The sequence below is a fragment of the Methylobacterium sp. 4-46 genome (genome assembly GCF_000019365.1).
In the GTDB taxonomy this organism is placed as follows: Bacteria; Pseudomonadota; Alphaproteobacteria; order Rhizobiales; family Beijerinckiaceae; genus Methylobacterium.
Genome location: NC_010511.1, coordinates 3908821 through 3922273 on the forward strand (window position 1 = coordinate 3908821; position 13453 = coordinate 3922273).

The 13453-nt window shown below is 72.3% G+C and carries 11 protein-coding genes and 2 pseudogenes; 6 read left to right on the top strand and 7 right to left on the bottom strand.

The annotated features are described in order from the left end of the window. Positions 1-160: 160 nt before the first annotated feature. A pseudogene (locus M446_RS16750) lies at positions 161-715 on the bottom strand (DUF1259 domain-containing protein); the annotation flags it as partial. A 138-nt stretch (positions 716-853) separates the two neighbouring features. Then, positions 854-1689, bottom strand: a pseudogene (locus M446_RS16755) (chromate resistance protein ChrB domain-containing protein). A gap of 207 nt (positions 1690-1896) precedes the next feature. On the opposite strand from M446_RS16755, the gene M446_RS16760 reads away from it, so the two are divergent. Together M446_RS16760 and M446_RS16765 are read left to right on the top strand one after the other, a co-directional pair. After that, positions 1897-2175 carry a metal/formaldehyde-sensitive transcriptional repressor gene (locus M446_RS16760; protein ID WP_012333287.1) on the top strand — a complete coding sequence of 93 codons (279 nt, stop codon included), beginning with the start codon at positions 1897-1899 and terminating at the stop codon, positions 2173-2175. Positions 2176-2189: 14 nt separating this feature from the next. Next, positions 2190-3308: a nickel/cobalt efflux transporter gene (locus M446_RS16765; RefSeq protein WP_012333288.1), complete on the top strand. Its 1119-nt coding sequence runs from the start codon at positions 2190-2192 to the stop codon at positions 3306-3308. A 460-nt stretch (positions 3309-3768) separates the two neighbouring features. On the opposite strand, the gene M446_RS16770 is transcribed toward M446_RS16765, so the two are convergent. Further along, positions 3769-4017, bottom strand: coding sequence for a hypothetical protein (locus tag M446_RS16770; protein WP_150108849.1), 249 nt, complete (start codon positions 4015-4017; stop codon positions 3769-3771). Between the two features lie 543 nt (positions 4018-4560). Between M446_RS16770 and M446_RS16775 the strand changes: the two genes are divergently transcribed. Together M446_RS16775 and M446_RS16780 are read left to right on the top strand one after the other, a co-directional pair. Next, positions 4561-5796, top strand: a complete 1236-nt coding sequence (locus tag M446_RS16775; RefSeq protein WP_012333290.1) for an HlyD family secretion protein — start codon at positions 4561-4563, stop codon at positions 5794-5796. Beyond that, positions 5778-7778 (top strand): glycosyltransferase, encoded by a 2001-nt coding sequence (locus tag M446_RS16780; RefSeq protein ID WP_012333291.1) that lies wholly within the window; start codon positions 5778-5780, stop codon positions 7776-7778. The genes M446_RS16775 and M446_RS16780 overlap by 19 nt, the downstream gene beginning before the upstream one ends. 130 nt (positions 7779-7908) lie before the next feature. On the opposite strand, the gene map is transcribed toward M446_RS16780, so the two are convergent. The 3 genes from map to M446_RS16795 all read right to left on the bottom strand — a co-directional run bounded on the left by map (position 7909) and on the right by M446_RS16795 (position 10200). Further along, positions 7909-8658 (bottom strand): type I methionyl aminopeptidase, encoded by a 750-nt coding sequence (gene map / locus M446_RS16785; RefSeq protein ID WP_012333292.1) that lies wholly within the window; start codon positions 8656-8658, stop codon positions 7909-7911. Positions 8659-8737: 79 nt separating this feature from the next. Further along, complete coding sequence (locus M446_RS16790; RefSeq protein ID WP_012333293.1) at positions 8738-9451, bottom strand: SDR family oxidoreductase; 714 nt, start codon at positions 9449-9451, stop codon at positions 8738-8740. Between the two features lie 89 nt (positions 9452-9540). Further along, positions 9541-10200, bottom strand: a complete 660-nt coding sequence (locus M446_RS16795; protein WP_012333294.1) for an SDR family NAD(P)-dependent oxidoreductase — start codon at positions 10198-10200, stop codon at positions 9541-9543. Between the two features lie 82 nt (positions 10201-10282). Between M446_RS16795 and M446_RS16800 the strand changes: the two genes are divergently transcribed. Next, entirely contained in the window at positions 10283-11215 is a 933-nt protein-coding gene (locus M446_RS16800) for a LysR family transcriptional regulator (protein ID WP_012333295.1), read from the top strand. 78 nt (positions 11216-11293) lie between these two features. Here M446_RS16800 and M446_RS16805 read toward each other — a convergent pair whose 3' ends face one another. Continuing rightward, positions 11294-11935, bottom strand: a complete 642-nt coding sequence (locus tag M446_RS16805; protein WP_012333296.1) for a trimeric intracellular cation channel family protein — start codon at positions 11933-11935, stop codon at positions 11294-11296. Between the two features lie 294 nt (positions 11936-12229). Here M446_RS16805 and M446_RS16810 point away from each other — a divergent pair, with 294 nt between their 5' ends. Continuing rightward, positions 12230-13444, top strand: coding sequence for a cytochrome P450 (locus M446_RS16810; protein WP_012333297.1), 1215 nt, complete (start codon positions 12230-12232; stop codon positions 13442-13444). Positions 13445-13453 lie beyond the last annotated feature (9 nt).

Consider the following 13453-nt stretch of genomic DNA (forward strand, 5'->3'; position numbering starts at 1 on the left):
GGCTCCGGAGCCGGCGCGGCGCCGGCCCTGCGGAGACTTGGCCGCGCCGGGCCGCGTTTCAACCGCCCCGTCGGGGGCGGGCGGCCCGCCTTCGGCGCCTCCGGCGCCGACCGCGCCCTCGCCCGTCGCGCCCGCCGCCGGCCCGGTGGCCGAGCCGGCCTCAGCTTCGGGCGGTTCTGACCCTGTCGAGCGCGGCGCGCAGGCCCCTGGCGAGGGCCCCGGCGTCGTCGTTGGCCCAGACATGCACGAAGAAGAGCCGCGGCGCGTCGTCGAGCATGGGGTTGTGCACGGCGGTCACCGCGATGCCGTGCCGGCGCAGTGCCGTGAGCAAAGGGTTCACCTCGTCGGCGGTGAGCACGAAGTCGCCCGCGATCGCCGCCCTGCCGCCGCCGGTCGGCTGGAAGTTGATCGCGATCGCCGAGCCCATCGCCTCCGGCCCGCTCATGCCGTGATCCTTGGGAGTCTCGGCGCGCGGCACGCTGACCGCGTAGACGCCGCCGTTGACCCTGCCCTTGTGCCCGAGCGCCTCGTCGATGGCCGCGGTGTCGAGGTCCAGCGCCGGGTCCGGCGCGGCGGCGCGGGCGGGGACCGGGCCTTGGCCGTCCGATGCCGGACCGGACCCGCCGGCCGGCGGGCCGCCCGTCGCCGTCTCGCCGCCGAACGGCGTCCGGCTGGCGCCCAGGGCGCCTTTCAGGACGGCCGACAGCGCCGCCGGGCGCCGTGGCGCCGCCGAACGAGAGGGCGGCCACGCGCAGCCAGACCGGCAGGGCCTCGGCCAGGCTGACGGGCCGGGGCGGGCCGGCGGGGGCCGCCAGGTCCGGCACGGCCGCGCTCGGGGTGGCGCCGCGCATGGTCAGCCCCCCGGCCTTGGCCTGTTGGTCGGCCAGTTGTGGGTCTCGTCGGTGGCGTCCCGGCACCAGCGATAGAAGGCGTCGTAGAGGAGCATGCCGGCGTCGAGCTGGGCGAGGTCGTCGGCGTAGAGGCGTGACAGGCCCAGCGACGCGGCCAGCAGGCCCGCCGCCTCGGGGGCGAGGTCGAGGCGCGCCGTGTCCGCGCCGCGGACGATGCTCGCCAGCCGGCGCAGGGGCGCGGTGCCGAGGGCGAGCTCGTCCAGCAGCACGTCGAAGGTGCAACTCTCGCCGCGGTGGCTCCAGAACACCCCCGGGCCGTCGATGTCGAAGGGCGCGCCGCCGAACTGCTCGGCCACGGCCTCGACCTCGGCCGGCGGCACGAACAGGAACTGGGCCGCCGGATCGGCGAAGCGGCGGATCAGCCACGGGCAGGCGATGCGGTCGATCTTGGGCCGCGTCCGGGTGACCCAGACGGTGCGGCCCTCGGCGTCGCGGGGGGGGGGGGCAGCTTGGCCTGCGGCACCATCGGCAGGCCGGCGGCGCGCCACGCCTCGCTGCCGCCCTCGAGGCTCTCGGCCGGCACGCCCGCCTGACGCAGCCAGGCCGCCACCCCGTGGCTGAGCGTCCGGCCGCTGCGGCAGATCACGATGGCGGCTCGGCCCGCGAGCGCCCCGGCCCACGATGCCGGGTCGCGCCAGGGGCGGCGCCCCGCGCCCGGGATCAGGTGCGGGTCGGCGGCGAAGTCCTCGTCGGTGCGCACGTCGAGGAGCGGCGGGCAGCCGGGGGTGCCGACGAGGCGCGCGAGCTTGTCGACGGGAATGGAGGTGGGCGTAGCCATGGCGCGTCCCTGCGAGAGAGCAGACTGGACGCGATGCTTCGGCCGGAGCCTCGTGAGGGGATCGCCGCCCCCAGGCCCGAAACCCTCTGCCGCCGCGCGCAGGTGTCAAGCGCGGCGGCGCCGGGGCTGTCGCGGCGCCGCGGGATGCCCATCCCTGGACAAAAATAGGGTACCCCCCTATTTTATTGGCGGCGGGGGACGTCGTTCATGGCCCACACGATCCGGGACAAGACCAAGCTGCTGGCGCGGGTGCGCCGGATCCGGGGACAGGCGGAGGCCGTCGAGCGGGCCCTGGAGGCCGAACTGGGCTGCGGCGACGTGCTGATGCTGGTCGCCTCGATGCGCGGGGCCATCAACGGGCTGACCGCCGAACTGATCGAAGACCACATCCGCCACCACGTCGTGAACCCGGACGGCGAGCCGGACGCCGACCGCGCCAGGGGCGCGGCCGAGCTGATCGAGGTGGTGCGGACCTATCTCAAGTAGCGAAGGCCGCTCCCATGACCTCACTGCCCGACCTGCTGCAGCAGGGGACCGCGCATGCGTGGCTGTTCGTGCCGAGCGCGATCCTGCTCGGGGCCCTGCACGGGCTCGAACCCGGCCACTCCAAGACGATGATGGCCGCCTTCATCATCGCCGTGCGCGGGACGGTCGCGCAGGCGGTGCTGCTGGGGCTGGCGGCGACGCTCTCGCACACGGCGCTGGTGTGGGTGATCGCGCTGGCCGGGCAATCCTTCGGGCAGCAATGGGGGGAGACCTCCGAGCCCTACTTCCAGCTCGTCTCGGCGCTCCTGATCGTCGCCCTGGCCCTCTGGATGGCGTGGCGCACCTGGCGCGAGCAGCACCACGACCACCCTCACCACCACGGCGAGGCGCGGGCCGTCGCGACCCGCGACGGGCTCCTCGCGCTGGAGGTATTCGAGGACGGCGTGCCGCCGCGCTGGCGCCTGCGCGCCGAGCGCGGCCCGCTGCCGGATCCCGGGCGGGTCCGCCTGGAGATCCTGCGCCCGGACGGCACCCGGCAGGCCTTCGCGTTCGTGCGCGCGGGCGCCGTCCTGGAGAGCCGGGAGGAGATCCCGGAGCCGCACGCCTTCACGGCGCGGCTGCACCTCGACGGCCCGGCCGGGGCGGAGACCCACGAGGCCGCCTTCGAGGAGCCCGCCCATCCCCACGCCCACATGAACCTCGGCGAGGAGGACGACGCCCATGCCCGCGCCCATGCGCAGGACATCCGGCGGCGCTTCGCGGGCCGCCGCGTCACCACGGGGCAGATCGTCCTGTTCGGCCTGACCGGCGGCCTGATCCCGTGTCCGGCCGCGATCACCGTGCTGCTGCTGTGCATCCAGCTCAAGCAGTTCAGCCTCGGCTTCGCGCTGGTCGTGTGCTTCAGCCTCGGGCTCGCTGCGACGATGGTGTCGGCGGGCGTGCTGGCCGCGCTGAGCGTCACGCACGTCGCCTCGCGCTGGTCCGGGTTCGGCCGCCTCGCCCGGCGGGCGCCCTACGCCTCGGCGGCGCTGATCGTGCTGGTCGGCCTCTATACCGGCTGGCTCGGCTGGCAGGGTATCCGGCACGGCCCGGCCGCGCACGCGGCCCAGGCGGTCGCCGCGCGGCGCGCGTGAGCCGCCGGGGCGGTCGCGGTCCGGACGCGTCCCGACGGGCTCGCCTCCCGGCATCTCCGCCCCGGGCCACGGTTCCGGCGCGGCGCCGGCGCCCGAGCCGCCGACGCGAGGGTCGGCACGCGATCGGCGGGGCGTCCCGGGGGCCGCTTCCGGCCGGGGCCTGACCTCCAGATTGCGCTCGCCCGACCTGCGCCACTGATCCGGGATCCGCTTGATCGAAGCGGATCCCGGATCCCAAGCCCGCGCGGCGCCTGAGCGAAGCCGACATCCGCATGGCCGAAATGGGAGATGGCGAAGCCATCTCCCGGATGTCGTATGATCCCTTCCGGACGTTCGCGGCGGGGCCGGGACTGCCCGGTCGCGATTGTCTTGCGGGACGTTCGATGTGGCGGCCCGGCGTCCCGGATACCGGCCGCCGCATCTCCGACCGGGTCCAGGCTCGGTGCGGCCGCTTCGCCCCTCAACGGGTGCGCACGCGCGGGCCGAATTGCGTTCCGATCAGGAAGCTGCCCCAGCCGAGCAGCAACCACGTCCTCGGATGATCGGAGATGCCCAAACGCAGGTCGCAGAGGACGACCGCGGCGCAGCCCGCGAAGAAGCCGCCCCAGATGATCGCCGCCAGGATGTTCCCGACGGGTGGCGCGAGCGACCCCGCAGCCACGCGCGACGGTCCCGACTCGAAAATCTCGGATGCTTGGTCCAACAGCATCTCTCCCGCGCGCCGCCGCATTGTCGAAACTCCAGCCGCGCAGCTTGTCGGTTCGACCATATAAAGATTGGTTTTGGGAGATGAATGATTTGAAATGAAAAACTACAATAAAATAGTTCAGGATTGAATCTTCGTGAGATAATCGACCAACAGGTAACCACCACGAGGGAAATCCGGGCCGGGCGGCCTCGCGCCGAGCACCCCGCGCGTTCACGCTCCGCGGCGCGGGAGCCCGCGGAGGCTGTGGACCTCGTCCCGGAACCGGATCCCGGGTCGTGGCCGTCGTGCCGGCCGCACCCCGCCGCTCGGTCTCGATCGCGGGGGCATCGGCCCGGGATCACGGGCGCCGCGTCCCCCGGTCTCCGGCGCCGGCTCAGCGCCTGCGCGCCCGTGAACAACGAGGAGTTGATGCGTGCCCGCATCCCTCGGGCGGAACCGGCGCAGGCCCGCGAATTCCGGCGCGATTTGCACAGAGTCACCGAACCAAATCCGACCATGATGGGTTACTAATGCACCTGCTGGTTGCGATCGGAGGTGTGAGCAATGTTATGGAACAGGCGAGCCGTTCGAATTACGGTAGGTCTACTGCTGCTCGGCGCGGTATTGCTTGCCATTCTGCCAAATTTTACTGGATATACGAGCCTTGATGGAACGGTAAACGCTCGCTTCACGGTCGTTGCAGCCCCGATCGAAGGTGTTGTCACCGCAACACCGCCGAAGGTCGGGACCTCCGTGCCGAAGCACACGGAACTGTTCACGATCCGAAATTCCCGCATCGCGCGCACGGCGGAAGCACAGCTGGACGCGGACCTCGGCGCGGCGCGCGAAAGGCTGCGCGCACTGGAAGCTCAGATCGGAAATCTGACAGCGCTCAGGAACGACCTGAACGGTCGCCTGAAAGAGTATCAGCAGGCGAGCCTTGCCAACATCCAGCAGGAGATGGTGGTCCGCCAGCAGCGCATCGGCGCCGCCCAGGCCAACCAGGCCTCGGCAACGGCCGACCTCGTGCGCAAGACCACGCTCGGCGCGACCGGCGTGGTCGCGGGAAGCTCCGTCGAGGCGGCGCGCGCCGCGTCCATCACCGCCGCGAGCGAGCAGGCCATCGCCAAGGCCGAGCTGGAGCGCCTCAACCGGCAGCTCGACGCCGTCAAGCGCGGCACCTTCGTCGGTGAGGGCCGCAACGACGTGCCCTACTCGCAGCAGCGCGCGGACGAGGTCACGATCCAGCTCGCGACCGTCGAGACGCAGACCCGCTCCGAGCGCGCGCGCGTCCAGCTCCTCGTGCGCCAGCTGGAGATCGAGCGTCAGCGCAACGACACGCTCTCGCTCGCGGACGTGCGCGTGCCCTTCGAGGGCGTGATCTGGCGCAACAACGTCGTGGCGGGATCGAACGTCGTGGTCGGCAACGAGCTGATCCGCCTGCTCGACTGCCGCGACCTGTTCGTCGACATCCTCGTCGACGAGACCGATTACGACCAGATCAGGCCGGGCGACCAGGCGGAAGTGCGGCTCCTCGGCAGCACGGAGATCATCCGCGGCACGGTGGTGTCCGTGCGCGGGTCGAGTGCGGCCGTCGAGGAGGTGGTGCTCGCGGCAGTGCCTCCGGAGAGCCGCGGCAGGAACGCCCGCATCCGGGTCGCCCTCGAACCGAACGGGATGCAGACCGACTACGCAAATTTCTGCCAAGTCGGCCGCACCGTCCAGGTCCGCATTGCCCGCACGAACGCCACCCTTCCCATCGTGTCTTGGGTGAAGAATCTGTGGTTCAGCATCTCGTAGCACTGGCGCCGACCCTCCTCGTCGCGGCGTTCTTCCTGATTCTCACGCTCAATTGGCCTCGCGACGCGAATTGGTCGCGGGCGATCACCTGCGCCTTCGTGCTGCTCGTCGCCCTGCGCTACCTCGTCTGGCGCTTCGTGGCCACCGTGCTGCCCTCCCCCGCCAACGGGAGCTTCGGCTTCTACTGGACGTGGTTCGTCTTCTTCGTTGAACTCGGCGCCTTCGCGGACATCCTGCTCTTCCTCGTCGCGATGAGCCGCTCGGTGGACCGCCGCGCCGAGGCCGACCGCCTGGAGAAGGCGTTCTTCGCGCGGGAGCCGGCCGACCTCCCGACGGTCGACGTGTTCATCCCGACCTACAACGAGCCGCTGGACGTCCTGGAGCGCACCATCGTGGGAGCGCTCGCCCTCGACTACCCCCAGGACAAGCTCAAGATCTACGTCCTCGATGACAAGCGTCGCGACTGGCTGCGGGACTATTGCGATAGGAAGGGCGCGATCCACGTCACGCGGCCCGACAACACGCATGCCAAAGCCGGCAATTTGAACAACGGCCTCAAAGTCTCTTCGGGAGATTTCGTCGCAATATTTGACGCGGATTTCGTGCCGTACCGGCATTTTCTGCGGCGGACAGTTCCGTTCTTCGCCGACCCGACCATTGGTATTGTTCAGACCCCGCAGCACTTCTTCAACAAGGATCCGGTGCAGTCCAACCTCAGTCTGGAGAAGGTCTGGCCCGACGAGCAGCGCCTGTTCTTCGACGAGATGGCGACCTCGCGCGACGCCTGGGACGTGAGCTTCTGCTGCGGCTCCTGCTCGATCACGCGGCGAGCGGCCATCACCACGATCGGTGGCTTCCCGTACGAGTCGATCACCGAGGACCTGCTCACCACGCTCGCCCTCCTCAACAAGGGCTACAAGACGCGCTACCTCAACGAGCGGCTCTCGATGGGGCTCGCGGCGGAGAACCTGAAGGGGTACTTCGTTCAGCGGAGCCGGTGGTGCCGAGGCGGGATCCAGACGATCTACCTGCACAACGGGCCGCTGCGCGGCCCCGGCCTCACCCTGTTCCAGCGCTTCATGTTCCTGCCGCTGTCCTGGCTCGTCCAGTACACGGTGCGTTTCGTCATCCTGGTGGTGCCCGCAGTCTATCTCTGGACCGGGGCCGCGCCGCTCACCTTCACCAGCACGGTCGATATCGTGTGGTACCAGCTGCCGGTGCTCGCCGCCTACTTCCTGCTGATGGGCTGGCTCACTCCGACGCGCTACCTGCCGCTCGTCTCCTCCGCGGTCGGGGCGTTCGCCACCTTCCGCATGCTGCCGGTGGTGATCATGAGCCTCATCAAGCCCTTCGGGGTGCCGTTCCGGGTGACGCCGAAGGGCTCGGGCAACGTGGAATCGGAGTTCGACGCCTACACGTTCTTCTCGATCGCCTTCTGGATCGCCGTCACGGCTCTGGGCCTCGTCATCAACGTCGTTCCCGAGTGGTCCAGGATCGGACGCGGGGAATTCTCCGTGGTGTCGGCCTACTGGGCGGTCGTGAACATCCTGGTGCTGATGGTGGCGGCGCTGATCTGCTTCGAGAAGCCGAGGCCGCTGCTGGACAGCTTCGCGACGGACGAGGACGCGCGGGTCGAGTTCGAGACCGGCGCCATGCTGGGCAAGGTGACGAGCTTGTCGCTCGCAGGCGGGATCGCGGAATTCGACGCGGATCCGAACGTCAGGGTCGGGGACCGGCTCACCGTCGAGATGGACCGCTTTCCGCACCTGCGCTGCACGGTCGAGAAGGTCGGCCGCCGCTCCCGCCAGGGCAGGTCGGCCGTGAAGTTCTCATACACGCTCGACGAGGCGTGCCGCGACCGCATGATCGTGAAGCTCTACACGGGCGGCTACTCGCAGGACATCCACGACCTCGACAAGTCGGCGGTCGTGGGTGGCATCTGGTCACGCATGTTCGGTCGCACTGCGAGAGTGTCGGCTTGACCCATGGGCGCGTGCACCCGGAGCAGCGCCCGATCGCGGCGCGATCGGACGCTGCTCCCGGTCCTCGATTGTGCGGCATCGTCCGCGACGAACCGGCATCCGCGTCGTCGGAAAATGCTCTGAGGCCCGCTCACCTGGGCAGCGTCACGACCAGGGCGCCGCGGCGCGTGGCCACGATCGTGTGTTCGTACTGCACGGTCGCTGCCTTGGGTTCGCTCACCAGGGTCCAGGCGTCGTCGCCCCGCTCGGCGAGCTTGGCACCCAGCGACAGGAAGGGCTCGACCGTGAAGACCAGCCCCTCGGTGATCGTCCGCCGCTCGGAGCGGTCGGGCCACGTGGCGATCTCCGTGGGCTCCTCATGGAGCGAGTGGCCCACGCCGTGGCTGGCGAGGTTCCGGACCAGGGTGTAGCGGTGGCGCCGCGCGAATTCCCCGATCGCCTGGCCGATTCCGGCGAGCGGCTTGTTGACGCCGACCTGCCGGATGCCGGTCCACATGGCTCGTCGCCCGTCCCGGCACAGCCGCTCGATGGAGGTCGAGACGGGGGGCACCGCGAAGGAGGCGCCCGTATCGGCGAAGATGCCGTTCTTCTCCGCCGAGACGTCGATGTTGACGAGGTCGCCCGGCGCGATCCGCCGCTCGCCCGGGATGCCGTGGGCGACCTCCTCGTTGACGCTGATGCAGGTCGCGCCGGGAAAGTCGTAGCAGAGCTCGGGTCCCGGCCGGGCGCCCGCGTCCTCCATGAGCCTCCGGCCTATCCTGTCGAGCTCGCCGGTCGTGATGCCCGGCTCGATCGCCGCGCCCATGGCCTTGAGCGTGTTGGCGACGATCCTGCCGATCGCTTCGAGCTGACGGAGCTCATCGTCGTTCGAGACGGTCATTCACGCTCCGGGGCCGTGCTATGCCGGGCGGGAGTTACACGCGGCGCCGCGCGCCCACAATGGCCCGGGCGGGCGCCGCTCACGCGATGGCGGCGCCCCCGTCGAGGCGGAGGGTCGAGCCCGTCGCGAAGGGCGTGGCGGCGAGGAACAGGACCGCGTTGGCGACGTCCTCGGGACGGCCGACGCGGCGCGCCGGCAGCCGCTCCGCCGCATTCGCGAACATGGCGGCGCGGTCCGCCTCCGCCATGCGCGACCAGAGCGGCGTCTCGATCAGGCCGGGCGACACCGTGTTGACCCGCACCGGGGCGAGTTCGAGGGCGAGGCCCCGTGCCAGCCCTTCGAGGGCGGCGTTGATCGCCCCCTGCAGGACCGCGGTGGCCAGGGGCCGCTCGCTCATGTAGCCCGACACGAAGGTCAGCGAGCCGCCCGGCCCGATCCGCGCGGCCCGGGCGACCTGGTAGGCGCCCCAGAACTTGCTCTCCATCGCGGCCCGGGCCGCGTCCAGCCCGAGGCCCCGGACGGGGCCCCGGGCCGTCTCGGCGGCGGAGATCGCGACGTGGTCCCAGGGACTCTCATCGGCGAAGAACCGCTCGACGGCGCCGTTGTCGGTCGTGTCGAGCACGACGGCGCGCGCCGTGCCGCCGATCGCCGCGAGGGCCGCATCGAGCTTGTCCCGGGAGCGCGAGGCCACCGTCACGGCCGCTCCCGCCCCGGCGGCGGCGCGCGCCGTGGCCAGCCCGATCCCGGAACTTCCGCCGAGAACGAGGAAGCGCTGGTCCTTCAACTGCTGCATGCTCCTGCTCCTGTCCCGATCCCGCCCCCTCCGGTGCGGCGAGCCGATGCACCGCGGGATCCGTGCCGATTCCCGCTCGCGCACGAGGCTCAGCCCGCGGGCGTGTAGGTCGCCTCGACCGTCCACGACCCCGCCGGCTGGGCGTGGAGCTGCCAGAACCGCTCGCCGACCGCCTTCGCATCCTCGGAGCCCGGGTTCACGAAGCCGGCGACCGTGACGGTCGCGACGTGGATCCCCTGCTGCCGGAAGCGCTCGAACAGGCCGTGCGCCAGGGCGCGGATTCCCGCCTTGCCGATGCTCAGGGACAGGTAGTCCGGGTGAGGCTGCAGGCCGAAGCCGCCGCCGGTGAGCAGGATCGTGCCGCCGCCCCGCGCGGCCATTCCCGGCGCGACCGCCTGGGCCGCCGCCATCGCGCCGCCGATATTCACCGCGAGGTCGCCGGTGAAGGTGTCGCGCGGCTGCTCCGCGAGCGCGGCCCGGCGCATGGACGCGGCGTTGTAGTGCAGCACGTCGATGCCGCCGAACTCCCGCTCGACGCTCTCGACCAGGGCGGCCACGCTGGCCGGGTCGCCCGCATCCGCGGCGCGCGCCTCGGCCGCGTAGCCCTTGGCCTCGAGCTGCGCGGCCAGGCCGCGCGTCCTGTCCGCGTTGCGGGCGCTCAGGATCACCCGGAAGCCCTCGCGGGCGAACCGCTCGGCCGTCTCCAGGCCCATCCCGGGGCCTGCACCGATGCTGAGAAACGTCCTCATGGCTGGTCTCCTCGACGGTGGAATGGCCGTGAGGTAAGCCATGCAGGGCGGGCGATTAATCCGGGAAGGCCGCATTTCACTCATGCAGGCGGTGCAGCAATTGCGGGAGCTGGGCGGCCTCGACGAACTGGCGGCCTTCGTGACCGTGGCCGAGGCGGGCAGCTTCGCGGCGGCGGCCAAGCTGCTCGGCCGGGACGCGTCCGTGCTCTCGCGGCGGGTGAGCCAGCTGGAGGAGCGCCTCGGCGTGCGGCTGCTCTCGCGCACCACGCGGCGCGTCGCGCTGACGGAGGTGGGCGCGGTCTATTGCCGTCGGGTGCAGGGGCTGCTGGAGGAGCTGGCGAGCGCCAGCCGCGAGGCCAGCGATTCCGCGGCCGCGCCCCAGGGCCTCCTGCGGGTGTCGCTCCCGGTCTCGTTCGGGCGGCAATGGGTGGCGCCGCTGCTGCCCGGGTTCCTCGCCCGGCACCCGCGCATCCGCATCGATCTCCGCCTGACCGACCGGTTCGTCGACGTGGTCGCCGAGGGGTTCGACGTGGCGATCCGGGTCGCGGCCGGGCCGCAGCGCGACAGCTCCCTCACCACCCGCAGGATCGCGTCCTATCGGAACCTGCTCGTGGCCGCGCCGGGCTACCTCGCCGCCCGCGGCGCGCCGCGGACCCCCGCGGACCTGCTGCGGCATGCCTGCCTGGGCTTCACTGGCTACGCCGCCTGGCCCGACTGGCCGCTGATCAAGGACGGCCGGCGCGAGACGATCCGCCCGGCCTGCTCCCTGGTCGCGGACCATTCGGAGGCGCTGCTCGCCGCCGCGATCGGGGGCGCCGGGATCACCTTCACGTCCCACTGGCTGGCAGGGCCGGCGCTGCGGGCCGGGACGCTGGTCGAGGTGCTGCCGGGCTGGGAGGGGACGGAGCGCGGGGGCGTCTACGCGATCCTGCCGCCCGGCCGCTTGGTGCCGACCAAGTCCCGCCTGTTCGTGGACGAGGTGGCCGGAGCCATCAGGGCGGGATGGGCGCGCTGAGCCCGGCCTGGCCCGGGGGCTTGGGCCGGGGGCTTGGGCCGGGCGGGATTGCGCCGGCAGAGGCCGGCGCGGTCCGGTTCAGCGCAGCGGCGGAGGGCTCGGCCCGCGATGCGGGCGAAGGGTCAGCCCCCACCGGATGGCGGCGCCCCGCAGCAGGAAACCCACGAGCGCGCCCGTCAGCGCGGGCCAGGGCGCGCTCAGGCCGGCCTCGTCGAGGACCACGAAGGTCGCGGCCGCCACCAGCGCCGCGGTGACGTAGAGTTCATGGCGGAGCAGGACGGACGGAACGCCCGCCGTGATGTCGCGGATGACGCCGCCCACGCAGGCCGTGATGATCCCGGCCGCGGCCGCCGAGATGGAGGAGACGCCGAACTGGAGAGCCTTGCCGGCGCCGTAGACCGCGTAGGCGGCGAGGCCGGCGGCGTCGAGCCAGTCGAGCGCCCGTTCCGGCCACCAGCGCAGCGGCATCGCCCAGGCCGCCACGGCGACGAGGACGCAGAGGATCACGGGAGCCGGATCCCGCATCCAGAAGACCGGCGCGCCGATCAGGAGGTCGCGCAAGGTCCCGCCGCCCGTCGCCGTGACGAGGGCGAAGAAGCAGGCCGCCACGATGTCGAGGCGCTTGCGCACGGCGGCGAGCGATCCCGAGGCGGCGAACACCGCCAAGCCGGCCAGGTCCAGCCAGGGGAGGAGGGGTTCGAGGGCGATCGGCGACGGCACGTCGGTCAGCTCTTTGCGGCGAGGAGGGCGGGTCCCTCCCGCCGCGGAGTGCCAGCCGCCGGGAGCGTTCGCAACCGTCCGCGGACGGGCCCCCCCCGCCGCGCTTCGCGCGGTGCCGCGCCCCGCCCGGTGCCGCGCCCCGCCCGGTGCCGCGCCCCGCGGTGCCGCTCCGCCCGGCCCGGTTCGGGCCTCGCATCCGCCGCGCCGCGGCGGCCGGACGTCGTCGCTCACGGTCGCGTCTCCCGCGGTCTAGGATGAGGCTCTCAGCGCCCCGTCGCCCGAAGGAGAGCCGCGATGGCCGCCCCGGATCCCGCTCCGGCCGACACCGCCCCGGTGGCCCGCGCCGCGCTCGAGGCCGACCCGCACGGCATGCTCGCGCGCCTGCGCGCCGCCGTCCCGTTCATCCGGACCGACGACGGGGTGGTGATGCTGCTGCGGGCCGCCGACATCCAGGCCCTCGTCACCGATCCGCGCACCCGGCAGGTCGAGACCGAATTCGCGATGCTGCGCGGCATCACCGAGGGCCCGCTCTACGAGTTCTTCCGCCTCACCGCCCTGTTGTCGAACGGCGAGGTGCATCGGCGGCGGCGCGCCCCGATGGCCCGCAGCTTCGCCTTCCAGGCCGTGGCGGCCCTGCGCCCGCGCGTGCGGGCCCTCGCCGAGGATCTCGTGGCCGCGCGGGCGGCGCGCGGGCGCATGAACCTCGTGGCCGATTACGCGTCCCCGCTCCCGGCCCGGGCGATCGCCGCGATCCTCGGCCTTCCGGAGCGCGACGTCCCGGATTTCACGCGCCTCGTCTACGCCATGGCCCGGACCCTGAGCTCGGCCTACCGGCCGGAGGACCGGCCCGAGGCCGAGGCGGCGGCCTGCCGGCTCACGGACTACGTCGACCGCCTCGTGGCGGAGCGCCGCCGCGCGCCGCGGGACGACCTGATCTCGGCCTTCGTGCCGCTCATCGACGCGGGCGACGCCGAGGCGGCGGCCGAGACGCGCATGCAGATCGTCTCCCTGATCCTGGCCGGCAGCGACACGACGCGGGCGGCGCTGGCGATCCAGATCGGCCTGCTGCTGTCCCATCCGGCGCAGTGGCAGGCGGTCTGCCGCGACGAGGCGCTGATCCCCGGGGCGGTGGCCGAGGCTCTGCGCTACGAGCCCGCGGTCGGCTCCTACCCCCGCTTCACCCTGGAGGCGATCCCGCTCGACGGGGGCGTGCTGCCCGCCGGCGCCCTCGTCTCCTTCTCGACGCTCTCGGCCCTGCGCGATCCGGCCCTCTGCGCGCGGCCGGAGGTCTTCGACATCCGCCGCAGCGACCATCCGCGCTGGCACCTCGTCTTCGGGGGCGGCGCGCATCGCTGCCTCGGCGAGGCGCTCGCCCGCATGGAGCTGGAGGAGGGAATGCGGGCGCTCACGGCCCGCCTGCCCGGACTGCGCCTCGACGCGCCCCTGACGGTGCGCGGCTCGGCCGGGATCCGGCGGGTGGAGGAGGTCCCGGTCTCCTGGCCGGCCTGAGGCGGAAGG

Excerpts from the sequence above, each read along its gene's own strand:
- M446_RS16790 (WP_012333293.1), bottom strand. The coding sequence starts at position 9,451 with ATGCAGCAGTTGAAGGACCAGCGCTTCCTCGTTCTCGGCGGAAGTTCC.
- M446_RS16775 (WP_012333290.1), top strand. The coding sequence starts at position 4,561 with ATGTTATGGAACAGGCGAGCCGTTCGAATTACGGTAGGTCTACTGCTG.
- M446_RS16770 (WP_150108849.1), bottom strand. The coding sequence starts at position 4,017 with ATGCTGTTGGACCAAGCATCCGAGATTTTCGAGTCGGGACCGTCGCGC.
- map (WP_012333292.1), bottom strand. The coding sequence starts at position 8,658 with ATGACCGTCTCGAACGACGATGAGCTCCGTCAGCTCGAAGCGATCGGC.
- M446_RS16795 (WP_012333294.1), bottom strand. The coding sequence starts at position 10,200 with ATGAGGACGTTTCTCAGCATCGGTGCAGGCCCCGGGATGGGCCTGGAG.
- M446_RS16800 (WP_012333295.1), top strand. The coding sequence starts at position 10,283 with ATGCAGGCGGTGCAGCAATTGCGGGAGCTGGGCGGCCTCGACGAACTG.
- M446_RS16810 (WP_012333297.1), top strand. The coding sequence starts at position 12,230 with ATGGCCGCCCCGGATCCCGCTCCGGCCGACACCGCCCCGGTGGCCCGC.
- M446_RS16760 (WP_012333287.1), top strand. The coding sequence starts at position 1,897 with ATGGCCCACACGATCCGGGACAAGACCAAGCTGCTGGCGCGGGTGCGC.
- M446_RS16765 (WP_012333288.1), top strand. The coding sequence starts at position 2,190 with ATGACCTCACTGCCCGACCTGCTGCAGCAGGGGACCGCGCATGCGTGG.